General features: G+C 60.4%; 21 protein-coding genes. 6 read left to right on the forward strand and 15 right to left on the reverse strand.

Going from position 1 to position 24,283, the window contains the following annotated elements; genetic code table 11:
* Positions 1-27: 27 nt before the first annotated feature.
* The 4 genes from DW136_RS05665 to DW136_RS05680 all read right to left on the reverse strand — a co-directional run bounded on the left by DW136_RS05665 (position 28) and on the right by DW136_RS05680 (position 4,732).
* A complete protein-coding gene (locus DW136_RS05665; RefSeq protein WP_118289256.1) occupies positions 28-2,034 on the reverse strand; it encodes an ABC transporter ATP-binding protein in 2,007 nt (668 codons plus the stop codon).
* Position 2,035: 1 nt separating this feature from the next.
* Positions 2,036-3,760 (reverse strand): ABC transporter ATP-binding protein, encoded by a 1,725-nt coding sequence (locus DW136_RS05670; protein WP_118289257.1) that lies wholly within the window; start codon positions 3,758-3,760, stop codon positions 2,036-2,038.
* Positions 3,760-4,260, reverse strand: coding sequence for a MarR family winged helix-turn-helix transcriptional regulator (locus DW136_RS05675; protein ID WP_118289258.1), 501 nt, complete (start codon positions 4,258-4,260; stop codon positions 3,760-3,762). Before DW136_RS05675 ends, DW136_RS05670 begins: the two co-directional genes overlap by 1 nt.
* Positions 4,261-4,441: 181 nt before the next feature.
* The gene (locus DW136_RS05680) at positions 4,442-4,732 is read right to left on the reverse strand and encodes a CDP-alcohol phosphatidyltransferase (protein WP_199409023.1); all 291 of its coding nucleotides are present in this window, start codon (positions 4,730-4,732) and stop codon (positions 4,442-4,444) included.
* 295 nt (positions 4,733-5,027) lie between these two features.
* Between DW136_RS05680 and DW136_RS05685 the strand changes: the two genes are divergently transcribed.
* The gene (locus DW136_RS05685; protein WP_118289259.1) at positions 5,028-5,549 is read left to right on the forward strand and encodes a nitroreductase; all 522 of its coding nucleotides are present in this window, start codon (positions 5,028-5,030) and stop codon (positions 5,547-5,549) included.
* Between the two features lie 64 nt (positions 5,550-5,613).
* On the opposite strand, the gene DW136_RS05690 is transcribed toward DW136_RS05685, so the two are convergent.
* From DW136_RS05690 to DW136_RS05700, 3 genes are all read right to left on the reverse strand, one after another.
* Positions 5,614-6,189 (reverse strand): hypothetical protein, encoded by a 576-nt coding sequence (locus DW136_RS05690; RefSeq protein ID WP_147351644.1) that lies wholly within the window; start codon positions 6,187-6,189, stop codon positions 5,614-5,616.
* An 84-nt stretch (positions 6,190-6,273) separates the two neighbouring features.
* Positions 6,274-7,491: a helix-turn-helix domain-containing protein gene (locus tag DW136_RS05695; RefSeq protein WP_118289261.1), complete on the reverse strand. Its 1,218-nt coding sequence runs from the start codon at positions 7,489-7,491 to the stop codon at positions 6,274-6,276.
* A gap of 273 nt (positions 7,492-7,764) precedes the next feature.
* On the reverse strand, positions 7,765-8,799 hold the full coding sequence (locus DW136_RS05700; protein ID WP_118289262.1) for a YeiH family protein: 1,035 nt from the start codon (positions 8,797-8,799) through the stop codon (positions 7,765-7,767).
* A gap of 193 nt (positions 8,800-8,992) precedes the next feature.
* Here DW136_RS05700 and DW136_RS05705 point away from each other — a divergent pair, with 193 nt between their 5' ends.
* Positions 8,993-9,694 carry a GntR family transcriptional regulator gene (locus tag DW136_RS05705; RefSeq protein ID WP_226790702.1) on the forward strand — a complete coding sequence of 234 codons (702 nt, stop codon included), beginning with the start codon at positions 8,993-8,995 and terminating at the stop codon, positions 9,692-9,694.
* A gap of 116 nt (positions 9,695-9,810) precedes the next feature.
* On the opposite strand, the gene glmS is transcribed toward DW136_RS05705, so the two are convergent.
* The gene (glmS, locus tag DW136_RS05710) at positions 9,811-11,658 is read right to left on the reverse strand and encodes a glutamine--fructose-6-phosphate transaminase (isomerizing) (RefSeq protein WP_117790465.1); all 1,848 of its coding nucleotides are present in this window, start codon (positions 11,656-11,658) and stop codon (positions 9,811-9,813) included.
* Positions 11,659-11,970: 312 nt separating this feature from the next.
* Here glmS and DW136_RS05715 point away from each other — a divergent pair, with 312 nt between their 5' ends.
* Positions 11,971-13,104, forward strand: coding sequence for a LacI family DNA-binding transcriptional regulator (locus DW136_RS05715; protein WP_233504676.1), 1,134 nt, complete (start codon positions 11,971-11,973; stop codon positions 13,102-13,104).
* Between the two features lie 179 nt (positions 13,105-13,283).
* Here the strand turns inward: DW136_RS05715 and DW136_RS05720 are convergent, their stop codons facing one another.
* Positions 13,284-13,475, reverse strand: a complete 192-nt coding sequence (locus DW136_RS05720) for a hypothetical protein (RefSeq protein ID WP_118289263.1) — start codon at positions 13,473-13,475, stop codon at positions 13,284-13,286.
* A 3-nt stretch (positions 13,476-13,478) separates the two neighbouring features.
* The gene (locus tag DW136_RS05725) at positions 13,479-14,129 is read right to left on the reverse strand and encodes an HAD family phosphatase (protein WP_118289264.1); all 651 of its coding nucleotides are present in this window, start codon (positions 14,127-14,129) and stop codon (positions 13,479-13,481) included.
* A 167-nt stretch (positions 14,130-14,296) separates the two neighbouring features.
* On the opposite strand from DW136_RS05725, the gene DW136_RS05730 reads away from it, so the two are divergent.
* Both DW136_RS05730 and DW136_RS05735 read left to right on the forward strand, forming a co-directional pair.
* Positions 14,297-15,175 (forward strand): ATP-dependent sacrificial sulfur transferase LarE, encoded by an 879-nt coding sequence (locus tag DW136_RS05730; RefSeq protein WP_118289265.1) that lies wholly within the window; start codon positions 14,297-14,299, stop codon positions 15,173-15,175.
* Between the two features lie 381 nt (positions 15,176-15,556).
* Entirely contained in the window at positions 15,557-16,516 is a 960-nt protein-coding gene (locus tag DW136_RS05735) for a DNA/RNA non-specific endonuclease (protein ID WP_118289266.1), read from the forward strand.
* Between the two features lie 129 nt (positions 16,517-16,645).
* Here DW136_RS05735 and DW136_RS05740 read toward each other — a convergent pair whose 3' ends face one another.
* The 4 genes from DW136_RS05740 to DW136_RS05755 form a co-directional block, all read right to left on the reverse strand.
* Entirely contained in the window at positions 16,646-18,721 is a 2,076-nt protein-coding gene (locus DW136_RS05740) for a translation factor GTPase family protein (RefSeq protein ID WP_117770573.1), read from the reverse strand.
* A gap of 310 nt (positions 18,722-19,031) precedes the next feature.
* Entirely contained in the window at positions 19,032-19,796 is a 765-nt protein-coding gene (locus DW136_RS05745; RefSeq protein WP_117877169.1) for an amino acid ABC transporter ATP-binding protein, read from the reverse strand.
* Complete coding sequence (locus DW136_RS05750; protein WP_006235606.1) at positions 19,789-20,442, reverse strand: amino acid ABC transporter permease; 654 nt, start codon at positions 20,440-20,442, stop codon at positions 19,789-19,791. Before DW136_RS05750 ends, DW136_RS05745 begins: the two co-directional genes overlap by 8 nt.
* Positions 20,443-20,592: 150 nt before the next feature.
* Entirely contained in the window at positions 20,593-21,453 is an 861-nt protein-coding gene (locus tag DW136_RS05755; RefSeq protein ID WP_118289267.1) for a transporter substrate-binding domain-containing protein, read from the reverse strand.
* A 340-nt stretch (positions 21,454-21,793) separates the two neighbouring features.
* Between DW136_RS05755 and rlmD the strand changes: the two genes are divergently transcribed.
* Complete coding sequence (rlmD, locus tag DW136_RS05760) at positions 21,794-23,242, forward strand: 23S rRNA (uracil(1939)-C(5))-methyltransferase RlmD (RefSeq protein WP_118289268.1); 1,449 nt, start codon at positions 21,794-21,796, stop codon at positions 23,240-23,242.
* 78 nt (positions 23,243-23,320) lie between these two features.
* Here the strand turns inward: rlmD and DW136_RS05765 are convergent, their stop codons facing one another.
* Positions 23,321-24,142, reverse strand: a complete 822-nt coding sequence (locus DW136_RS05765; protein WP_118289269.1) for a phosphatase — start codon at positions 24,140-24,142, stop codon at positions 23,321-23,323.
* Positions 24,143-24,283 lie beyond the last annotated feature (141 nt).

A 24,283-nucleotide genomic window follows, 5' to 3' on the forward strand; every position in this document is an offset into this window, starting at 1 on the left:
TGACAACGAGGCTGCCCCTTTGTCACCTTATGCGAACTGGCTTAGGTAGAGGTCGGCGTAAGCGCCCTCGGCTGCGAGCAGCTCCTTATGCGTGCCCTGCTCGACAATGTTGCCGTGATCCATGACCAGAATCAGGTCGGCATCCACGATCGTCGACAGGCGATGCGCGATCACAAAGCTCGTGCGCCCATGCATGAGAGCGTCCATGGCACGGCCGATGGCAAGCTCGGTACGTGTGTCCACGCTCGACGTCGCCTCGTCCAGGATGAGAATCGCCGGGTTGTTGAGCAGCACGCGCGCAATGGTCAGCAGCTGGCGCTGGCCCTGACTAATGCTCTCGGCATCGTTGGCCACCCGCGTGTCATAACCCTGCGGCATGGTGCGCACAAAGAAGTCGACCTGCGCGGCGCGGGCGGCAGCCACGACCTCCTCGCGCGTCGCCTCGGGGCAGCCGTAGGCGATGTTTTCGGCAATCGTTCCGTCGAACAGCCAGGCGTCCTGTAGCACCATGCCAAACTGCTGCCGTAGCTCGCCGCGATCCATGAGGCGCGTATCCACACCGTCAAGCGTAATGCGGCCGCCGTCGATCTCGTAAAAGCGCATGAGCAGGTTGATGAGCGTCGTCTTGCCTGCGCCCGTGGTTCCCACCACGGCAATCTTCTGGCCCGGCTCGGCGGTAAACGACACGTCGCGCATGAGCGGCTTGTCGGGCGAATAACCAAAGCGCACGTGCTCAAAGGAGACGCGGCCCTCCACGCGACCCGGCAGCTTGGCGGCCTCGCCCGGCTGCGGATCGGCCTCCATCTCGGGCTCATCGAGCAGGTCGAACACGCGCTCCGCACTCGCCAGCGCGCTCTGCAGCGAGCTGAAGGTAAACGAGAGCTGCGTCATGGGCTCGGACGCCTCGTAGATAAACTGGAAGAACGCCTGGAACACGCCGACAGTCATCTGACCGGCCACCAGCATGTTGCAGCCCACGAGCGCGATCACGATCTGCGCCAGACGACCGATAAAGCGAACCGCGGGTCCGACGGCGTTGATCATAAAGTCGGCCTTGGTGCTCACGCGGGCCAGCTCGCCCGAGGCCTCGTGCACCTCGGCAGAGCTCTGGTGCTCACGGTTGAATGCGCGAATCACCAAACGGCCCGAATAGCCTTCCTCGACCGCGCTCGTGATTTTGGACACCCACTCCTGACGCTCGCCCGTCACATCATGCGTACGGCGCGAAACCACCTTGGTCACCAGCAGCGATACCGCCGTAAAACCCAAAAAGATCAACGTGAGCCTAACGCTATAGACGAACATCATGATGATGGCGCCCGTCACGGTACCGATCGATACCAGCAGCTGCAGCAATCCGCGCTGCATACTCTCGGACATCTTGTCCAAGTCGTTGGTCGCGCGGCTGACCACCTCGCCGGGGCGATGCGCGCCAAAGTAGGCGAGCGGCAGGCGGCTGAGCTTCTGCGCGATGCGGTTGCGCAGACGCAAGTTGAGTCGCTCGGCGACGCTCGACATCAAAAAACTCTGCAGCGCATAGAACGATCCGGCGGCCGTCCAGATCAAGAAGTAGACAAAGATGGTCTTACCGCACTGGTCCCAGGTGATGCTGAAGGTGGTTCCGCTGGCAAACGCCACCTGTATATGGCCCCACAGCTCGTCGATAACATGGGCGCTATATGCCGGCGCGGCGGTGTTAAAGATGACGTAGAACACGATGCTCGCAAACACGATGTAGAAGCGCCAATGGTCGCCGGTAGCCTCGTTCCACAAACGGCGCACCGTCGCCCAGGTATCCCGAGGCGTCTCGTCCTCGTCTTCGTCATCCACGTCGCGCATGCGCTCCGCCTCGGCGCGGGCACGCTCGTCCTCGGCGCGCTCGTTTTCCTCGTAGAGTGCTTGGCGGCGAGCCTCGCGCTCCGCTGCTGCCTTGGCGGCGTCATCCAGCTCGGGTACCGCGGCAGCCGTTTCCTCAACCAGTCCCGCGGCAGCGGCGTCATCAACGCCGCCCTGTTTCTTGAGCTCCTCGGTCATGCTACTCACCTCCCTTCATCTGCGATTCCGCGATAGCGCGGTACACCTCGCAGGTTTCCATGAGCTCGTCGTGCGTGCCTAGGCCCACAACCTCGCCGTCCTTGAGCACCACGATCTGATCGGCGTGCAAGATCGTCGAGATGCGCTGCGCGATGATGAGCACCGCAGCGTCACGCGTCTCGTCTTGCAACGCATGGCGCAGGGCCGCGTCGGTCTTAAAGTCCAGGGCCGAAAAACTGTCGTCGAAGATATACAGGTCGGCGCGCTTCATGAGCGCACGAGCAATGGCCAGGCGCTGGCGCTGGCCGCCCGAAAAGTTCGTACCGCCCTGGGCAACCGGGGTATCGAGCCCCTGCGGCTGATCGAGCACAAAGGTGCTCTGGGCAACCTGGAGCGCATGAAGCATGTCGGCCTCAGTCGCGTCTTCGTTGCCAAAGCGCAGATTGCTTGCCACGGTACCCGAGAACAGCCATGCCTTTTGCGGCACATAGGCAATGCGCCCGCGAATCTCACCTTGCGAAAGGTCGCGCAGATCAACGCCGTCCAGGCGAATGACGCCCTTGGTGGCATCGTGGAAGCGCAGTAGAAGCTTTGCCACCGTCGACTTGCCCGAGCCCGTTGAGCCCACGATCGCGGTCGTCTGTCCGCGGCGACAAGTAAAGTTCAAATTGCACAGCGTGTCCTCGTCGGCGTCGTCAAAGCGAAACGACATGTGATCGAACACGGCGACCGCATCGGCCCCGTCCTTTGAGTCGGACGCGGCCGCATCGAGCGTACGCTGGCCATCGACGATGCTCGGCTCAATATCCAGCACCTGCTGCGCGCGGTTCAGACATGCGGCGGCACGCGGAAGCGTCAGCACCACCATCTGGGCCATCATCACAAAGAACAGGATCAGAAGCGCGTACTCCAGCACCGCCGAGATGCTCGCGATCTGCATGGCGTGGGCGCCCACGCGGTTGCCGCCCACCCACAGCACCGCCACCTCGGCGATATTCATCAAAAAGAAGGTGGAGCTGTCGAGGCCCACAAACAGATGGTTGACTTTGATGGCGTTGGCGGCGTAGTCGCTAAACACCTCGTCCAGGCGCCGCTCCTCATGGCGCTCCTTGTTAAACGCACGGATGACGCGCACGCCCACGATGTTTTCGCGCAGCACCACGTTCATGCGGTCGATAAAGCTCTGAAGGCGCATAAAAATCGGCGCGGCGTTAGCAACCGTAAAGACCGCCGCCACCAGCACGATCGCAACGACCACGCCCAGCAGCGTGCCCATAGCAGGATCGATGAGCCAGGCGAAGATGATGCCCGCCACGGCCAGGAACGGCACGGGCAGCACCAGCTGAATGGTCTGCAGAATCGCCTGCTGAATCACGTTGATGTCGTTGAGCGAGCGTGTGATCATCGAGCCCGTGCCAAAGCGCTCAAAGTCGCTGGCGGACAGCTCGAGCGACTTATCGTAGACGGCGTTGCGGATGTCGCAGGCCACATTGGCCGCCAGACGGGCCGAAAGGTAGCAGCCCAGCACCGCGCCGCCGCTGGCCATGCCAGTCGCGATAAGCATGTAGAGGCCGTTGCGCAGAATGTAGTCGACATCGCCCGTGGTGATGCCGGTGTTGACCATGTTCGCCAGCATCGTGGGAACCAACAGCGTACCGACGTTGTCGATTAGCAGCACCAACAACGTTACCGCGACAAGCCTGCGATACGGCTTCATAAACCTCATTAAGAGTCGCACGACTCCCCCTCACCTTGATTCTCGGCCTGGCTCTCGGCAGCGATATGCTGCTTAAAGGCATCGCACTCATCACCGAGCACATGGGAAAATTTTCCGATCAAGCGCATGATTTCGCGCTGCTCACACGGCTCAAGCGCGCCAAAGGCTCGCTGCTCGGCCTTGAGTGCCGGCAGCGCATAACGCTCGGCAAATCGCCTGCCCTCTTCGGTCAGGCTCACAACCTTGTTCTTACGGCTGCCTTCGGCAAACTCCAACGTTGCGAAGCCCCGCGCCGTCAAGGTTTTAATTGCCGAGTTGATAGTCTGCTTGCTGTAGAACCATTCGCTTGTCAGACGGCTTACGGCAACACTGCCGCCCGCCGTGCTGGTATCGACGAGCATCCAGTAAGCGCAGTCCGAAAGACCGCAGGCGCGCGAGAACTCCGAATAGATATGGTCGAGTCCATTGAGCAACCGGTCGAAGTCGACCAGTGTAACCGCACTATTCATCTATCCCACCATTCGATTGTCCGATTTTTGACCAATTTTATGTCTCTAGATTAGTCCGAGTTTTGACTATCGTCAACAGGCACTCCGCAAATGTTTGCACTTTTATGGCCTATCGGCAGAAAAAGACCGCCGGCGCGGGGGCAGCGCCAGCGGTCACGTGAAAATCGGGTTTTATTGCCTGTTAAGCGGCGACGGCCTCATAGACCGTAGCGCCCGAGAAGCTATCATGCAGGCTCTTGCCGGCAATCCACGGCAGCTCGACAACCTCGCAGACCGTGTTGACCAGCTCGGAGCAGTCAGTAAAGTGGCCCTTGTCGTTGAGGGCCTCGCAATCCTGAACACGCCAATAGCCATCGGTGTGCGTGATGTAGTACTCGTGATCGTTGATCGACACGAAAGCGCGCGTCTTGGAACGCAGCAGCTTCAGAAATCCTTCGAAATCGGTCTCGATGACATCTCCAGCCTGGAACATGATAGTTACCTCCTGGCCCGGCGCCACCACGGCGCGTTGATAAACGTTGGTACTCCTTTAGTAAAACCTTTATCAGAGGTTATGCGTTCGTCATTTAGGCAAGTGGTAAAAAACCGCAGGGTAGACGGGATAAAACGTTTAACCATCCCATTTGTTTGTCACATTCTGAAGGCACTTTTATGCAAACCTACTTTCCCAATTGGAATCTATCCTTTTGGCCGGGCAATTGACCGTCTATCGTTTGAGCCCGACGGGTATGAACGGGGCATCTGCAACGCCACCGCAAGGAGACACCATGGAGACTATCGAAGCGCTCATTCACCGCCGCAGCTGCCGCAAATACAGCGATCGTCCCGTCGAGGCCGAAAAGCTTGCACGTATTATCGAAGCCGGCCAATATGCACCGAGCGGCATGGGCCGCCAGCCGGTGACATTTGTCGCCGTCACCGACCCCGCGACCGTTGAGCGTCTCTCGAAGCTCAACGCGCAAGTCATGGGCAGCAACGGTGACCCCTTCTACGGTGCCAAAACCGTTGTGGTGGTGCTGGTTGACCGCAGCGTGCCCACACATCTGGAAGACGGCTCGCTCGCCATGGGCAACTTGCTCAACGCCGCCTATGCGCTGGGTGTCGATTCGTGCTGGATTCATCGCGCCCACGAGGTTTTCGATTCACCCGAGGGCCTGGAGCTACTGGCCAGTTGGGGTCTGCCCGCCGACGGAAGCCTACGCGGCGTCGGTCACTGCATTCTGGGCTATGCCGAGGACACGCTACCCGAGGCAAAGCCGCGCCGCGACAACGTGGTGTATGTAAGGTAACCCAGGAGCGTCAGCGGGGGTAGCTAATTTTGGACGGGGCTATTTTAGCTACCCCACTCGCAACTTATATTGACGTCGCCGTTGTCGTCGTTTCGTTCGTGTGAGTCGTTTCGGCGTCGTCGCCCTGTTCGTCCTCGTCCTTTTGCGCATCGGCGATGGTGGAGGCCGCCGCGACGATACCGCGTTGGGGCGCGACGCCCGTCTGGGCCTGAGCGCCCTCGACAACTTCTGTACCTACATGCGCGAGCTCGGGCGATTTAAACATTGCGTCCAAGTTGGCGCCACCGCCGGCGTAGCCAAGCGCAGCGAGCGCGATGACGATCACTGCAACGGCGGCCACGATCGGCACGTAGCGATGCCAGCCGGCGGGATTGAGCCCGCTGCGGCGAGCCGCCCCGCGGCTGATGTAGCCGAGCGTTCCGTCGTGCTTGAGCTTTGAGCCCACCACGCGTTTGCGGCCCAACAGCGAGGACTCTGCCTGCATTGCCAAGCGGGCGCTTGCCGAAGGATAGCCGTATTTAGTGCGCTTGAACGAGCCATCAAACCCCGAGGCGTGTTTGCCCCACGTCACCGATGTCGTGCGTCGGTTAACCGGCGCGGCACTCCGCCTTCTGCGGCTCGTTTTTGAAGTCTCAGCCATATGCCCTCGCACGCCGTAACCAAATCGAAACAATAACGCTTTGGACTGTAGCACACGCGTCGCGCGCGGTCACGGGCGCCTCGCTCAACGGTCATCGTCCTTCAGCAAGCGCCACAGCGTTGTACGGCTTATGCCCAGCACCTCCGCCGCACGGGTTCGGTTGCCGTGGAGATGATCCACAACCAGATGCGCGATATCTCGCTCGGTATCGGCCAGCGGTCGCAGGATATACAGGTCACTTTCGAGTGTCGGGGCGCCAAAGGTTGCGGTCTTAATCACGTCCTCTTGGGCGAGCACTTCCTCCGCCACAGCGCGGTCCACCGCTCCCGCCCCCACCAATATATACAGTCGTTCCGAGACCTCGCGGAGCTGCAGATAATTGCGCGGCCAGCGGTAAGCATCGAGCGTCTTCGTCGCCGCGGCAGACAGCGTGGGCGCTGCCGTCCCAAAAGCATCAGCGAGATATTCCAAATAGCACGCGACCTTCGTCGACGCGGCTCCCTGCTCGGCGATTGCCGGCGCCACGCTCACCGCACAGGCGAAGCGCTCGGTCACAAAAGCAGCCTGATCGCTTTCGCTGCCGCCCGGCATGTCATTCGCCGTCAGCACCACATGGCAGCGCGTCGCCAACGCGGTGTCAGCCATCGTGGAAACGAGCTCGCGGAGGCGCTGGGGGCCAACCGCATTCCAGCCCTCAATGCAAAGGGTCAGCCCCGTTTGGAACAACGGCGATTCGGCGCTTTTGAGCACGTGGCGCCAACCGCGCTCGGTGAGCTCATCGAGCGCGACGGAAACAAAGGGTTGATCGGCAAAAGGGCCATCCAGATAGAGGCGCATGGCAATCTCGACCTGGCCCGCGCCAAGCTCGCCCTCGAGCATAAGGGGCACCCCGCGCGCATAGCTCTCGGCAACCGGTGCAGCTACCGCAGCGGCACCCTCAACGATGCCGTACGCGCTCGATTCGTAGCGGGCCTCAACTTCGTCGGCGTTGAGCCACTCGATGCCCGCATGCGCCGCGGCACCGCGCACCTCGCGGACCACAACGACCCAAAGCCTCCCGCCCTCTTTGTCGGTGGGGCGAACGGTCAGGCTCAGGCGCGCACCCGCACGCCCCATAACCAGACGCGCGCCGTCTCCTATACGGTCGAGGCGCTCAGCGACAAAAGCCGCCACATCCCGCTCAAGCGCCGCGTCATTCATGGTCGAAATCGCGACGTTCCCACGCACATCGATTGCCAATGCCGAGGCCCCGACAGCAGCCAGGGCCTCGGTCAAGATGTTCAGCTTGGCATCGCTATCCATAATTTGCCCCTGTCCGCGGCGACGTGCAGCCGCCGACGGTCGCACGACCGAGTGTTTCAAAATTGAACGATATTGCTCACCAAACACTATAGGGCAGAAAGCGCCGTCCTGCGAGTATAGGTGTTGCCCCGCATCGCCATCCTGGCGGGGCGATAAGAGCTCTTCGGGACTTATAAACCTGCGGACAAGCCATACCCGCAAGAGCTCCTATCGCTCCACCGTGAGAATGCGCTCACCAGCACGCAGCACGCAGCACGCAAATAAGCTACTTCTCTACCAGATTCCCAGCACGTGCTGCATCCCCAAACTCATGCACGCAATGCCAATCCAGCAGCAAAAGCCCAGCGCGATGGGCTTGCCGCCCTTTTTGACCAGCTCGACGATATCGGTATTAAAACCAATAGCCGCCATGGCCATCACAATAAAGAACTTCGACAGCTCCTTGATGGGCGCCGTAAAGGACGCGGGAAGTTGAAGCACCGTGGTGATTACGCTCGCCAGCACAAAGAACAGCACAAACATGGGAAACGCGCGTTTAAGGGAGAACGTGCTTTTGGCGTCACCGCCGGCCTTGCGCGCCAGATGCATCTGCCAGCATGCGAGGACCAACGTGATGGGGATAATGGCCAGCGTTCTGGTGAGCTTGACCACCGTGGCGCTCTCGAGCACATTGGCGCCGGGATGCATGCTGTCCCAGGCGCTCGCCGCAGCCGTTACGGACGAGGTGTCGTTGATGGCGGTGCCGGCAAACAGGCCAAAGCCCTCGTTGGTCAGCCCGAGCATGCCGCCGAGCGTTGGAAACACGAGCGCCGCGATAACGTTAAACAGGAAGATGACCGAAATGGCCTGGGCAATCTCGCGATCGTCGGCATCGATGACGGGTGCGGTCGCGGCGATGGCCGAACCGCCGCAAATCGACGAGCCCACACCCACAAGCGTCGCGATCTTACCCGGCACATTCATAACGCGGCAGAGCACAAAGGCGATGACAAGCGAGGTCGAGATCGTCGCCACGATAATCGGCAGCGACTGGGCGCCCTTGGACAGGATCTGGGAGAGGTTCATGCCAAAGCCAAGCAGGATAACCGCGTACTGCAAGACTTTTTTGGACGTATAGGTGACGCCGGCGGCGAGCTGTTCGCGACGATTCTTGGGAAAGACGAGCGCCAGGACCATGCCAAAGAGGATGGCGAATACCGGACCGCCGACCACCTCAATTTGTTTGCCGAGCAACGTCGCGGGAACGGCGATGATCAGGCAGAACAAAACGCCTTTCCAGCGCTCGCGTACGATATTTGCCAGTTGCATATGGGATTCCTTCTTTCTATTTCAAGTTTGCGACGGCTTATGATACGGCAACATTGAGCGCAGCCTTACGCAAACACAGACTAAGATGCCGCAATAGTTCTCAGGCAACAGCCGAATTACCCACCGCGGAGAGCTGATTCGCGGCATAATTAACAGCTGACATATGAGTTTGATAGAACAGTTGCGAGGCGCTATGGAAGAATCGATGCACGTCGGCGAGCAGGAAACGAGCCTACAGGACCAGTCCTACCACACCATTCGACGCAAAATCGTCTACCTGGACTACAAGCCGGGCGAAAAGCTGGGCGTCAAGCAACTTTGCGACGACCTGGATATGGGGCGCACCCCTGTGCGCGAGGCACTGGTGCGTCTGGCGCAGGAAGGCCTGGTGCGCACCGTGCCCCAGAGCGGCACCTACGTCTCACCCATTAACCTCACCCTTGCCGAGAGTGCCTGTTACATCCGCGAGCATCTGGAAAAGCAGGTGATTGTGGAGTGCTGTGCGCGCGCCACGTCGGCCGGCATCGAGCAGCTCGACCGCGCCATCGCGCTGCAGGAAAAGGCCATGGCCGAAGAGGATCGCATCGGCTTCTTTTTGAGCGACAACCTCATGCATCACATGATTTTTAGCATCGCATGTCGCAGCACCGTGTGGTCGTGGCTCGAAGAGACCAATGCCGACCTGGAGCGCTTCCGCTGGCTGCGCGCCGCCACGCAGGTTCTCGACAATCAGGACATCGTGAACGAGCACAAGCAGATTCGCCGCGCTATCGCCGGTCGCGACCCCATCGAAGCGAGCTTTTTGGTCAGCAAGCACCTGCATATGATGTTCCGCAACCAGACCGAGGTTCTGGATCAGTTCCCCGAGTACTTCGAGACCAGCAAGCTCCGCTAACCTGCCAAAAAGGGACAGGTTTATTTTGGCAGGTTTTATCTGGGCAAATGCAGAAAAGGCCCGGCTCCGTCTTGATCAGGAGCCGGGCCTTGGTCGTTAGGACGGCGGAATATTAGTTATTCCACGGTCACGCTCTTGGCGAGGTTTCGAGGCTGGTCGACGTCGCAGCCGCGCAGGATGGCGACCTCGCGGGCGAGCAGCTGCAGCGGGACGCTCGCCGTGATGGGGCTGAACACGTCGCGGACTGTTGGCACGCGGATAATACAGTCGGCGATCTTGTTGATCTCCTCGTCGCCCTCGGTGGCAACGACGATGACCTTGGCGCCGCGTGCCTTGCACTCCATAAGGTTCGACACGGTCTTGTCGTAGGTGGCGCTCTTGGTGGCCACGGCGATGACGGGGAAGCCCGGGTCGATCAGGGCGATGGGGCCGTGCTTCATCTCGCCGGCGGCGTAGGCCTCGGCGTGCAGGTAGCTGACCTCTTTGAGCTTAAGCGCGCCCTCGTAGGAAATAGCGGCACCCATGCCGCGACCCACGAACAGTGCGGACTGCGCGTCCTTGCACAGCAGGGCGGCCTCATGCACGGCCTCGGTCTGGGTATCCAAAATCCACTGGATCTGCTCGGCCGTATCGGAAAGCTCGCGGAACAGCATGCGCGCCTGCTTGGTGGTCAGGCGGTACTTGACCTGCGCTAGCAGCAGAGCCAAAAGCGTAAGGCTCACGACCTGGCCGATGAAGCTCTTGGTCGAGGCGACCGCGATCTCCTTGTTGGCCTTAGTGTAGATGACGCCGTCGCTCTCACGCGCCACGGGGCTGCCCACCACGTTGGTGATGCCGAAGACCTTGGCACCCTTGATGCGCGCGTCGCGAATGGCGGCAAGGGTATCGGCCGTCTCGCCCGACTGGGACACGGCAACGACAAGCGTCGTCGGCGTAATGATGGGATTGCGATAGCGGAACTCGCTGGCCGCCTCAACCTCGGTGGGGATGCGAGCCCAGCCCTCGATGAGATTCTTGGCAATGAGACCGGCGTGATAGCTGGTGCCGCAAGCGATCACGTAGACGCGGTCGATGTCGTTGAGTTCCTCGAGCGAAAGGCCCAGTTCGTCGATGTCAAGCTCGCCGGCCGGCGTCATACGACCGACCAGCGTGTCGCGCACGACGCGCGGCTGCTCGTGGATTTCCTTGAGCATAAAGTCGGGATAACCGCCCTTTTCTGCCATGTCCAGGTCCCAGTCGATGTGGGTGACCTTGGGCTCGATAACGTTGCCAGCCTCGTCGGTGTACTCGACGCCTGCGGGCGTGAGCTTGGCAAACTGACCGTCCTCGAGCACCACGACATCGCGGGTGGCGTCGATGAGCGCGATGACATCGGAGGCGACATAGGCGCCGGTCTCGCCCGCGCCGACCACGATCGGGGAATCCTTGCGGGCCACGGCGATCACGCCGGGCTCGTCAGCGCACACGGCGGCCAGACCATAGGCACCGACCACGTGGGTGCACGCCTCGCGCACAGAGGCCATCAGGTCGTGCGTCTCGGCATAAGCCTCTTCGATCAGATGCGCGAAGACCTCGGTATCGGTCTCGCTCTTAAAGTGATGGCCGCGGCCCTCCAGCTCTTCGCGCAGCTCGGCGAAGTTCTCGATGATGCCGTTGTGGACGATGGCGATACGACCGTCGCAGCTGGTGTGGGGGTGAGCGTTAACGACGGAGGGCCTGCCGTGGGTGGCCCAACGGGTGTGGCCGATACCGCAGGTAGCGTCGCTGTCAATGTTGGAAAGCTCGCTCTCCAAGCCCGCGACCTTGCCCACGCGGCGGATGACGTCGAGGTGCGCCGCGGCGCCCTCGCCCACCTCGAGCGCGACGCCCGAGGAGTCATAGCCGCGATACTCCATGCGCTTGAGGCCCGTGACCAGGATGTTCTTTGCAATATCAGAGCCGGTGTAGCCGACGATTCCGCACATAGGATAAATCCCTTCGTTCGCGTGACTGCAAGACGTCCACGCACAAGGGGCGCTGAGACGCATAACGTTCGAGTATTGTACTCACGCAGGCGCAAGCTGATATACCAGATGTGGTATCTCAACTTAGATACCACCCGATACACACATGCCCAGCCGGTCCAAACCGCCACAATGGGGACAGGCACCTTTGTGGTGGTCGCGCTGGCAACGGCGTTTCCCCAGATAAAACCTGCCAAAATAAACCTGTCACTTTTTGGTTGGTTTAGGATGCTACAATCTGGCTTGTACTTGAAACGCATCAAAGGGGCCGCTATGGCAAAGGTTAAAATCAGCGACGTCGCGCGCGAGGCCGGGGTTTCGCTTGGCACGGTTTCCAACGCGCTCAACCATCCCGAGAAGTTGCGCCCCGAGACCCTCAGGCTCATCAACGAGACCATCAATCGCCTGGGCTACCTGCCCAACCAAAGCGCTCGTCAGCTCGCGGGCGGCGCCACCAAGTCCTTTGGCCTGGTGCTCCCCCGTCTCGACCACGGCTTTTCGCTCCAAATCGCCAGCGGCGCCCACAACGAGGCCCGCAAGCACGGCTACGATCTGCTCATCGCCAATGCCGATAACGACGATATTCTCGAGGATCATTACCTGCGCTATTTTATGGGCACGCAGATGTCCGGCGTCATGGTTCAGCCCATGGCGTCCCCCGACTGGCACCCCGCTATGACCAAGATGCCCGTGCCGATCGTCTATCTGGACATCCATTGCTCCGAGCCCGGTTACTACGTGGCCGCCGACAACGAGGCACAGGGGCGTATTATCGCCGAGCTCGCCATCGCCCGCGGCGCACGCCATATCACCGTTGTGGGCCGAGCGGCATTTATGCAGCTCGGCCTGCGCGTCCTTGGCATCCACAAGGCACTTGCCCTGCATCCTGATATCAAAATTGAGGTCATCGATGCCGGGGAGTGGAATACCGCAGCCGACGGCTACAGCATCGGTACCCAGATTGCCGAACGCCCTGCTGACGAGCGCCCCGATTTTGTCATCGGCCTGACCGACGTATTGGCCTCGGGCGTTATCTCGGCGCTGACCGACAAAGGCATTTCCGTCCCCGGCCAGGTCCGCGTGGCCGGCTGCGACGGCAACCCGCTCGCTTGGAGCGGATCGGTCCCGCTCACCACGGTAGCACCCCCAGGCTACGAGATTGGCCGCAAGGGCGTTCAGCTGCTCATGGAGCAGATCGAGGATAAGCCTGCCGCCAAGACCAAACGAGTCCGCATCGGCTCCGCCGCGCGCACCGTCACCACGGCCACGGCCGCCGAGGACATTAACCGTCAGGAGCTCGTGCGCCCCTTCTTGCTCGAACGTGTGAGCACCCAAAAGGCCGAGCAGCACCCGACGGGCCCATCCGCGGCCCCAATAACCGACATCAACCTGGGCGCCTACCTGTAACAAAAAACGCCGCAACGGGAACAGTCCCGCTGCGGCGTTTTGCTGGCCCCATGTTCCCTCCCCGTTTAGCCGGACCTGCGGCTACGGATATTTATAGAATGTAATCCATTTTTCATTAACTTTTTTGCAAAAATGGATTCAATTCCATTTTTTAGAACAGTGCCCCCGCGCGGTCACCGTTAGCGGCAAACGACCTCGACAGGCACTTTCAAAATCTTGGCGACCTTAAGGATCGCGTCGGCCTTGCTGCCTAGGCAGGCAGCCATATGGTGAGTCGGGCCGTCAACGTTCTCGCCCTCGACAACCGCAGACTTAAAGTTGCCGTCACCGTCCCGCGGGATCGGGCGCGGGACATGGCGACTCGCGTGCAAACGCTAGCGCACGGCCTTGACCGCCGCCGTCAGATCGAACAGCGTATCGAGCACGGCCTCGCAGCCATCCACCACGTCCTGCGGCAGCGGCACGATATCGGGAACGGCAAAGACGTGGCAGCCGGCCGTGATGCCCGAGACGCAGCCGTTGCGCGAATCCTCGACCACGGCACATTCCTCGGGGGCAAAGCCCGCGCGCTCGCAGGCAAGCAGATACATCTCGGGATCGGGCTTGCCGTGCACGACGTCCTCGCCGCAAGTCACCGTCTCAAACTTGTCAAAGAGGCCGACCATCTTAAGGTTGCGCTCGGCCGTAACGAGGCGCGACGACGTTGCAAGGCCCACGTGATAGCCCGCAGCCAGCAGCTCGTCTATGCACTCGGCAGCGCCGGCCTTAAGCTCCAGATCGGTCTTGACCATCTCGTCGCGAATCTCCTTGTGGCGATGATAGAGCGCCTCGGCGGTTTCTCTGCTGCCGCAATGCGCCTCAAGGATGTCCATGACATCGGGCAGTGTGCGACCGATAAATTGATGAATCAGCGTGTCATCAATCGCGACGCCCAGCTCAGCAGCGGGCGCTTTCCATGCCTTGATGCCCAGACGCTCGGTATCGACCAGCGTTCCGTCCATGTCAAAAATAACAGCCTTGATCATATCGGTCCCCTCACCGGATTGCGTTACTGCCGCTCTACCGCACTTTACAAACTTGTATATAACGTATATAGCATATTGCACTTTCGTTACATAGGTAGAAATCTTATGACAAGCAGCCCGGTAGGATTATAGTTTTCGACCGAGTACTCAACGATAAGGATCGTTTCATGATTTTAGACACCACGGCACCCGCAGAGGAGCTTCAGGACAAACTCGCAGCGCTCGAGCAGCTGCTTTTGGCATATGGACGCGTCGCCATCGGCTTTTCCGGCGGCGTCGACAGCAGCTTTTTGGCCGCGGTCTGCGCCCGTATCATGCCTGCCGACACGCTTCTCGTCCACCTCACCACGCCGCTCATCGGCACGCCCGAGCAGGCTTCGTTTGAGCGGTCCGTTGACGGGCAAGCCGAAGAAGGGCCGCATTTTAAGCTCCCTGCGCTCAACCTTTCGGTCGATCAGCTGCAGCTCCCCCAAGTAGCCTGCAACGATGCCGACCGCTGCTACCACTGCAAGCACGCCGGCTTTACCGCTATCGTCAACCACGCCAAGTCGCTCGGCTTCCCCACCGTCATCGATGGCAGCAATGCAAGCGATCGCGGTGACTACCGCCCCGGCATGCGCGCGGCAGAAGAGCTCGGCGTACGCTCGCCGCTTATGGAGGTCGGCTTTACCAAGGACGAAGAGCGCAAGCTGTTGCGCGCATGGGGCTACCCCGTTTGGAACCTGCCGGCAGGCGCTTGCTTGGCCACACGCGTCCCTACGGGCGAAGAGCTGACGCGCGAGAAGGTCAATCTAATCCGCGCCTGCGAGGACTACCTGCACGATCTTGGTCTGGAACAGGTTCGCGCGCGCTTGGTCGGCGGGTGCATGCATATCGAGGCCGCTCCCGCAGATGTCACTAAGATTGCCGCCCTCGGCAGTGCTGCCGTCGACGGCGAGGGCAAGACCCCGTTGCCCGCCGCCATCGAGTCCGCGCTGCGCGAGCTGGGCTGCGGCCACATCTCCTCCAAGGTCACCCCCTACATCCACGGCAACATGAATCTTTAAGTTACGCCGTTTTACAAACGGCGTAACCGCTCGGCGCTGCACAGGCCCCGGGCACGGCAATCTGACGTTCAACTGCACGGGCGCGACCAAAAGGCCAGCGCCCGCTTGTTTCACGTCATCTTGCCGCACCCGGAACCTGCTCGCTCGCGCATGCTCAACCTGAACACATAAATTGCCACCTTCCAAAAAGGGACAGGTTTATTTTGGCAGGTTTTATCTTGGGAAACGCCGAATAGCCCCACATTCACAACCGCCGCAGCTCCATATGAGGCAAATGAACCGGCGGCATTTGTCCCAAATCTTGAGTATTTGTTCGGCGGAGCGGCCTCAGCCGGCTCCTGCTAGACTGGTAGATTCCGAACCGTCCATCCAGGAGCCTCAATGTCGCGCAAGTCCGCCTACAAGCAAGTACTTTCCATCGGCACCGCCGTGGTGCTGGGGTTTGCGCTGTTTACGGGATCGCTCGACGGAGCTCCCAAGCTGCTCTCGCCGCAAAGCGATGAACAGGCGGCGGCTCTGGCCGAGAAGCAAAACGAGAGTCCCAACCGCACCGACAACGAGGCAGACCTGGTCGCCCGGCTCGAATCGGGAACAGCCAGCTCCGAGGACTCCGGCGATGGCTCTGAATCCGCCACGACCGACACCGCTGACGATGCCTCTTCAAACGTCACCCCCATCGACGAGGTCGAAAACCCCGATCTCGACCGCGCCCGCGGCGTATATCTCAGCAGCATTCCCGACTACGCCGGCAACCCCTACGTTGCCCTTCGCGCCGACAGCACGCACCCGTTGGGCACGCCATCATTCACGCTCGACGAATACGAGCGCGCTACCAAAGAGGGCTGCTTTAAGAAGTTCTCCAAGCTCGATAGCCTGGGCCGCACCCGCAAGGCACTCGCCTGCGTGGGTCCCGAATCGCTCGGTCAGGGCAAGCGCGGCGATATCTCGCGTATCCATCCCGCCGGGTGGCACCAGCAGCGCTACGACTTTATTCCGGGTCAGAGCCTCTACAACCGCTGCCACCTTATCGCCTGGTCGCTCTGCGGCGAAAACGCCAACCGCAAGAATCTGCTCACCGGCACGCGCTATCTCAACGAAACGGGCATGCTGCCGTTTGAAGAGCAGATCCTCGGCTACATCCACGACACAGGCAACCATGTGCTCTACCGCGTCACGCCCATGTACAACGAAGAGGAACTTGTCTGCCGCGGCGTGCGCCTTGAGGCGCAATCGGTCGAGGACCACGGCAAGACCCTGTGCTTCCACGTGTACTGCTACAACCTGCAGCCGCATGTGCAGATCGACTACGCCACCGGCCGCAACCAGACATCCGGAGACTAGCGCCGACCAGGCTGCCCCAAAACCTAAAATGATCCGTTTTCCTCCGTCCCCCAGGGATCAAAAAGGGCCGCCCTGGATTGCCCAGAGCGGCCCTTGCATCGGCATGCATGTTGCGGGCAACGCCACGCGCTACTTGGCGCGGCCCTCCTCATAGCGCTCGACCAGCTTGGCCTGAACGTCATAAGGCACCTGCTCATAGCCTGCGGGCTTCATGGTAAAGTCGCCCGTGCCGCGCGTGATAGAGCGCAGGCGCGTCGAATAATCCGTCAGCTCGGCCAGCGGGGCCTGGGCAATGACCACGGTGTCGCCGCGCTCATCGGTCTCCATACCCGTCACGCGACCGCGCGAGGCCGAGATGTCACCCATCACGGCACCGGCGTAGCTCTCGGGGATTGTCACCGTGATTTCCTCGATGGGCTCCAGCACCACCGGGTCGGCATCGGCGCATGCCTTGCGCAGGCCGATGCGAGCCGCCGCGCGGAACGCCATCTCGTTGGAGTCGACGCTGTGATACGAGCCGTCGTACACAGCCACGCGAATGCCCGTGAGCGGATAGCCGGCAATGATGCCGTCCTTCATGGTCTCCTGGACGCCCTTGTCCACGGCGGGAATCAGCGAGCGCGGAATGCGGCCGCCCACGACCTCGTCCACAAACTCATAGCCATCGCTCGTGCCGTCGGGCCCAATGAGCGGCTCCACGCGCAGCCAGCAGTCGCCGTACTGACCGGCGCCGCCGGTCTGCTTCTTATGGCGGCCCTGGGCACTTGCCGTACGGCGAATGGTCTCGCGATACGGAATGCGGATCGGCACACTCTTGGCAGCAACCTTGGTGCGATCCTCCAGACGGTTGAGTAGCACCGAAACCTGCGCCTCGCCAACGGCGGAGATAATGGTCTGGCCAGTCTCCTCGTCGCGGTCGATGCTCATGGTCGGATCAGCCTTGCAGGCCTTCTCGATAAACGTGTAGAGCTTCTCTTCGTCCCCGCGGTTCTCGGCCTCGATGGCAATGCGGTACTGCGAGTTGGGGAACTTAAACGCCGCAGCCTCGACCTTGCCGGTAATCGAGAGCGTATCGCCCGTCTCGGCCGCCAGCTTGGGTGCCACGATGATGTCACCGGCATAAGCGTGGCCAACCTCGGTCATATCGCGGCCGCACATCACATACAGGTGGGCCAGACGATCGCTCTTGCGGGTACGCGCGTTGATCAGCTCAAGGCCCGGCTCAAGCGTGCCCGTCAGCACCTTGATAAAGCTGATGCGACCCTGCTGCGGATCGGCCAGCGTCTTAAACACAAACGCCACCGGACGATCATCGTCACTCGAGATCTTAAGCGAATCGCCGTCGATAAGCGGCATCTCGCCGTAGTCGGTCGGCGCCGGGAAGTACGTCGCGATGTCGTCCATCAGCGAGTTGACGCCCTGCTCCTTAATGCAATCGCCCGCAAAGACCGGCACAAAGATGCGCTCGGCAATCGCCTTCGACAGCAAGCCCTCAAGCTCCTCCTGCGTCAGCGTCTCCTCGCCTTCCAGGTACTTCATCATCAGCTCATCGTCGGCCTCGGCCACCAACTCGCACAGATGGTCATGGGCTTCCTCGGCCTGGGCACGATACTCCTCGGGAATCTCCGACTCAACGGCTTCGGTGCCGTTGCAGTGGCGCGCCTTCATGCGCACCAGGTCGATAATGCCGTCAAAGTCCTCGCCCTCGCCCCAGGGAAGGGTCACGGCGCCCAGGCGCGTGCCAAAGCGCTCTTGCAGCAGGTCCATCGTGGTCGCAAAGCTGGCCTCGGAGCGCGACAGGCGGTTTACGAACACCGCACGCGCCAGACGCAGGTCCTCGGCGGCATACCAGAGCTTAACCGTCGTAGGCTGTGGGCCGGCCTCGGCGTCGACCACAAACAGAGCCGTCTCGCAGACGCTCATCGCGGCAAAGGCGTCGCCGATAAAATCGGGGTAGCACGGGGCATCAAGCACATTGATGCGCGCGCCCTTCCAGTCGATCGGCGCGATGGTCGTCGAGATGGAAAATGCACGCTTGACCTCTTCAGGGTCATAGTCGAGCGTAGGCTTGGTGCCGTCGTGGCCGCCCAGGCGGGCGGTCTTGCCGGAAAGGTGGAGCATGGCCTCGGCGAGTGAAGTCTTGCCCACCCCGCCTTGGCCTACGAGCACCACGTTCCTTACGTTACCGGTCTTGGGAGCACCCATGATGACCTCCTTGCAGGGCCGCGCGCATTGCGCGACGCCAACGGGGAGAGTTCGCGGTCGGTGCCATCCCGGGAGCAGCATGGTCGGCAGCCGAGCCGACTCACCCTCCAAATGTCCTATGCCACCACCCTACCCTTGCAGCCGCCCATCCATGCACACCTTTCGGCACGCGTATGAATACAGACGGCGAGAGGAAGAGACAAGCTTGTGGGGCAATTATTGAACCCCGTCGATGTAAACAAAAAGCCGCCACAGACCGTAAGACCTGTGGCGGCTTCGCCTCAATTAATAGTTGAGTAAATACCTGAGTCTATCCCTCGATACGGCTCAAGAACTCACGCGTGCGCTGCTCGCGCGGATGGTCGATAACCTGCTCGGCAGATCCCTCCTCGACAATGCGACCGCCGTCCATAAAGACCACGCGGTCGGCAACATCGCGCGCAAACTGCATTGCGTGGGTCACGATTACCATCGTCATATTCTGCGCCGCCAGGTCCTTAATGACACGCAGCACCTCGGCCGTCAGCTCGGGATCGAGCGCCGAAGTCGGCTCGTCAAAGAATAAGATTTCCGGATCGAGTGCCAGGGCGCGGGCAATACTCACGCGCTGCTGCTGACCGCCGGAAAGCTCACACGGCACCTTGTTCTCGTTGCCCGTAAGCCCCATCTGCACAATCAACTCACGCGCACGCGCCTCCGCCTGCTCGCGCGGGCGCTTGAGCACGCGGATCGGGGCATCGGTAATGTTTTTCATCACCGTATAGTGCGGGAACAGATTGTAATTTTGGAACACCAGGCCGAATCGCGAGCGCGCCTGCTTGGGCACATCGCCCTTCGCATAGACCGCGCCCGATCCCGCATCCGTCGCAACGGCAAGGTCGCCAAACGAGAGCGAGCCTCCGTCGAGTGTCTCGAGCAGCGTGGCACAGCGCAGCAGCGTGGACTTACCGCCGCCCGAAGGCCCGATAATCGCCACGACCTCGCCACGCTTTACCTCGAGTGAGATATCCTTGAGCACCTCATTGCCGCCAAACGCCTTGCGCGCGCTTTCGATTTTCATCACTGAGTTAGTCATGATAATAGTCCAGCTTCTTTTCGGCGGCACCCAGCAGCATCTCGACCACAAAGTTAAAGACCCAGTAAATCAGCGCCGCAATCGCAAACGGCACCATGCTCACCTGCGAGGCAACCAGCGCCTTGGCCGTCGAGAACATCTCGCCCACGCCAATGGCAAACGCCAGCGACGTGTCCTTGACCAGCGTGATGATCTCGTTGCCCATCGCCGGCAGAATACGCTTGGCGACCTGCGGCATCACGATATACAGAAACGTCTGCACGCGCGAATAGCCCAGCACCTCGGCAGCCTCGTATTGACCGCGCGGAATGGACTGCAAGCCCGAGCGATAGATCTCGGCAAAGTAACCGGCGTAGTTGATGATGAACGCCACGACGCACGCCGTCCACTTGGAATCGGGCGTGAGCGAAATGCCAAACACGTAGTACGGGGCAAAGTAGATGGCAAACATCTGCAGCATGAGCGGCGTACCGCGCATGACCGAAATGTAGATGCGCGCAATCCAGCGGAGCGGCGCAATTTTGCTCATGCGCATAAACGCCACGGGGATTCCCAGCGGAATCGACCCCAGCAGCGTCAGCACAAACAGCTGCAAACTGACCAAGAATCCCTGGCCAAGCATCTGCATCATGACCTGAATAGACAACCCAAGCTCTCTTTCACAGTAACGGAACAGCGAACCCAATGCTAAAGCGGGTTTTCCAGGTGCCCGAGTTTGCCGTGAAAGAGGAGCGCCGCGTACTAAATGTACGCAAGCGACGGTTTGAGCGGCAAAATCGGGTGCCTGGGAAAGCCGCTATTTCAGAACCCAGTTGTCGAAGGAAAGACCGTATTCTGCATATTTATCGCACAGGTCCTTGACCGCACCGTCCTCGTAGAGCGCCTTGAGCGACTCGGTCACGGCATCGGCGGACTTGGTGTCGCCCTTCTTAAAGCCGACGGCGTAGTGCTCGCTGGACAGCGGCTTGTCGAGCTGCGTATAGGCATCGGGCTTGGCGGCAAGCTGATACTGGGCAATCGAAAGGTCGCAAGCCACGGCATCGACCGCGCCGCTCTCGAGCTGCATAAAGGCCGTGTTGTACTCGCCGATGGTATCGAGCGTGGCAAACGTCGCGGCCAGATCCTTCTGGTCGCCCTCGAGCACATCCTGCGCAGCGGAATCGGTCTGAGTGATCACGGTCTTGCCAGCGAGATCGTCCCAGCTCTTGATACCCGCGTCCTTCTTGACCACGAGCACTTGCTCGTTGAGCATGTACGGCTCGGAGAACGTGTAATCGTCCTCGCGGCCCTCCATGGTAAAGCCGTTCCAGATGCAGTTGATGGCACCCGAGTTGAGCAGCGTGTCCTTGGCATCCCAATCGATGGCCTCGTATTTGACCTCCCAGCCCTGCTTATCGGCAACAGCCTTGGCCAGATCGAGATCAAAGCCGGTGTACTCACCATCGTCGCCCACAAAGCCGTACGGAGGATAGGACTTATCAAAGCCCACCACGAGCTTCTTGGACTCCGCAGCACCCTTCACATCCTTGGCCGCGGCAGAACCAGCAGCGGAGCCCTTGCCGGCACCACCGCCGCAGCCGACAAGACCAAGGCCAAGCACCGTGGCAAACAAGCCGGCTAGACCAACAAACTGACGACGAGACATATCGGTATTCATGGTATTCCCCCTTGGTGGCACTTTAGTTAAGTAAAGTGAGTCATGTAACGTTCAGAATCATACACTTTAGCGTGATAGAGCACAAGGCGAGTTTGCCCGCCGCGTGAGGGGTGTGGGGGGTTAAGTTTCCTGCTCTACAGTCCTGCTCACGACGGAGGCCACATTAAGTGGCCTCCTGTTCGTGCGGAACTCGCGATAAACTTAACCCCCCACACCCCTCACGCGGCGGGCAACCGTCGTTGGGCTTATCACTGACACGAATAAACCGCTTGCATATCGTCTGCTGGCTTGGCACGGTACAATACTTGCAGCTTAAATTCATGAATTAGTGGAGTTATTGATGGCAGAATCTCGTGCGGAGCGTAGGGCTCGTCGTGCTTTGGTGGAAGCGGCTGAGGGGTCAAAGGAGGAGAAATCTTCTACGAAATCCAAGTCTTCTAAAGCCGCAAAAAGCAAATCGGCCAAGGGCAAGGCTAAGGCCAAGCGTCCCGGCTCTCGTCGGAGCGGGGACAAGGCACCTCAGACTCGCTCCAAGCGTTCGCATAAAGATCAGGTTTCGCCTGCGCGTAAGGCTGTGGACCCCAAGTCTCCCTGTTCCATCATGAAAGCCTGCGGTGGGTGCACGGCGCTCAATCGTCCTTATAAGAAGCAGCTCGCCGCCAAGCAGACTGCTATGGAGGAACTTTTTGCCTCGCTTTGCGAGCGTGAGGGCATTGCTGTCGACCCCATTCGTGGTATGGGTGTCACCTTGGGCGACCCGGGAAAGTATCCTGCGCCGCGTGGTTTTCGTCATAAGGCTGCCACCCCCTTTGCTCCCGGCAAGGAGGGCGCTGTCCGCTGCGGCTTCTTTGAGCGCGGTTCGCACAGAATCGTTGCCGTGCCCGAATGCCCCGTCGAGGCGCCGGGAGCCCGCCAGATTCTCAACGGCATCGCTCGCGAGGCCGAACGTCTGCATATTCCTGCCTTTAACGAAGACAAGCATCTGGGGCTGCTCCGCTATGCCGTCGTTCGCTGCGGTTGGCGTACCGACCAGATTATGGTCACCCTCGTGACCGCTCAGCGCGACTTGCCGCATGCGCAGGAGTTCTTTGAGGCTGTCGCCGCACTCGATCCGCATATCGTCACCGTTGCCCAAAACATCAACGGACGCCCCGGTAACGCCATCTTGGGTGAGGAGACTCGTATCGTCTATGGCGCCGAGTGCATGCGCGACCAGCTGCTCGGTTGCGAATTCGATATCTCCCCTACCGCGTTCTACCAGACCAACCCGCAGCAGACCGAGCTGCTCTACCAGCTCGCTATCGATGGCATGGATCTGCGCCAGGGCGATGTGCTTATGGATGCCTACTGCGGCAGCGGCACCATCGGTCTTTGCGCAGCTAAAGAAGCCCAGAACAAGGGTATCGGCATCATGCTGCTCGGTGTGGAGCGCAACCCGGCGGGCATTGCCGACGCACGCCGCAATGCCGAGCTCAACGGCCTCACCCGCAGCGCTTGGTTTATGGCCGACGACGCCACCGATTACATCCTGGACGCTGCCGATAACAACGAGCGCGTTGACGTTCTCTCCATCGACCCGCCGCGCGCCGGCTCCACACCCGAGTTCCTCGAAGCCGCCTGCGCACTTAAGCCGCGCCGCATCACCTATATCAGCTGCAACCCCGTGACCCAAGAGCGCGACCTGCACCAGCTCCTCGACGGAGGCTATCGCCTGCTCAAGATCACGCCCGTCGACATGTTCCCCCATACCGACCACACCGAAACCGTAGCGGTCCTCGAGCGCCGCTAATCCACCCCGGTAGATTTTCGAGACAAGAAAGGGGGCGGCCCGTCTAGACCGCCCCCTTCGCTTGGTTTATGAACTCCGCTACATCCCCTTGCGCAGGTCACACACGCCGGCTGCCGCCATCTCGCGCAGCAGCGTCTCGCGGTCGCGCGTCACGATCAAATCCAGCGGGAAGTGAATCTCGTCAAGCATCTTGCGCGCGTGATCGAGTTTGCCAATGGCCATGCCAATGTGGGCATCGGTCGACACGCCAATACCCACGCCCAGCTCGGCGCAGCGCTCGGCGATCTTGCGGCATACGGCCCAATGCTCAGTGTCGACACCGTGTTCAAGACTATGGTTGTTGATCTCGATAATCTTGTGCTTGGCCTTGGCCGCCAGCAGCACCTCATCGATATCGAACGGCACGCCCGAGCGCCCCGCGTGGCCCAGCATGAATACCTTGGGGTGTTCCAAGGCATTGATATACATCTCGGTTGTCTGGGCGAGCGTCGCGCCCTCAGCAATCTGCGGATTATGCACGCTTGCAACCAAATAATCCAAATTACGCGTAACCAAATCGAACAGCGAATGCTGACGGCTGTACGAATCGCCGGCGATATCGAGCGTGACAGGAGTGTCCTCGCCAAACAGGCTTCCGTCCAGCGAAACGATATCGGCCTCGGCACCACGCAGCACCAGCACGCCGCTCCAAATGCGCGGCCAGATATCCTGGTTGATAAAGAATTGGTAACTGCGCAGGTCATTGGGGCAAGCCGTAACCATAGAGCTCAGATGGTCGGCAGATCCGAGTACCTGCAGACCACGCTCTGCCGCCCAGTACACATTCTCCTCAATGGTCGAATATGCATGCGCAGAGAACATCGTATGGGTATGAATGTCACAAGAAAGCAGGTAGGGCATCAGGTCTCCTTATCTGGCACGGCCGTCGCTTATATTCATTGTACGCATAGCCTTCGATAGTCGTAAAACCACTCCATCCCAAAGACACAACGTCCATGCACCTTGATTATCGACTTTATCCGAACACCTCCCACATTCATA

This window comes from Collinsella sp. AM12-1 (genome assembly GCF_003472325.1).
Taxonomy (GTDB): Bacteria; Actinomycetota; Coriobacteriia; order Coriobacteriales; family Coriobacteriaceae; genus Collinsella.